The sequence below is a fragment of the Listeria sp. SHR_NRA_18 genome, from assembly GCF_003856515.1.
Classification (GTDB): Bacteria; Bacillota; Bacilli; order Lactobacillales; family Listeriaceae; genus Listeria_A; species Listeria_A newyorkensis.
In genome coordinates, this window is record NZ_QPKR01000083.1 from 1 (window position 1) to 419 (window position 419).

1 protein-coding gene is annotated in these 419 nt (G+C 49.9%); it reads right to left on the minus strand.

What is annotated here, in order from left to right:
- Positions 1 to 275: CHC2 zinc finger domain-containing protein (locus DUK53_RS17250; RefSeq protein WP_236637333.1), on the minus strand; the 275-nt coding region annotated here is incomplete at its 3' end.
- Between the last annotated feature and the right edge of the window lie 144 nt (positions 276 to 419).

The window sequence follows — 419 nt, forward strand, 5'->3', positions numbered from 1 at the left end:
ATGGTGGCCAGTTCCTCGATGGTTTCGACAAACTCGAGCCTGTCGTAATTCATCAGGAAGTCGACGGCGTTACCGTGCGCTCCACAACCAAAACAGTGATAAAACTGTTTGTCGCCATTAACGGTGAATGAAGGCGTTTTTTCGTGGTGGAACGGACAGCACGCGTGATAGTTCTTGCCCTGCTTTTTAAGCTTTACCCGGGCGTCGATCAGATCGACGATGTCGGTGCGAGCCAGCAAGTCATTGATAAATACACGCGGAATTCGTCCAGCCATAAGCCCCTGTTACGATTGCCTATAAACGAGAACAAGCCGCGCATTCCTTTCGGAAAGCACGGCCTTCGTATGCAACTACTCGGTCTGCGTGTTCTTGAAAAAGAAAAAAATCACGCGGTGGGGTTACCCCCGAAGGATTAATAC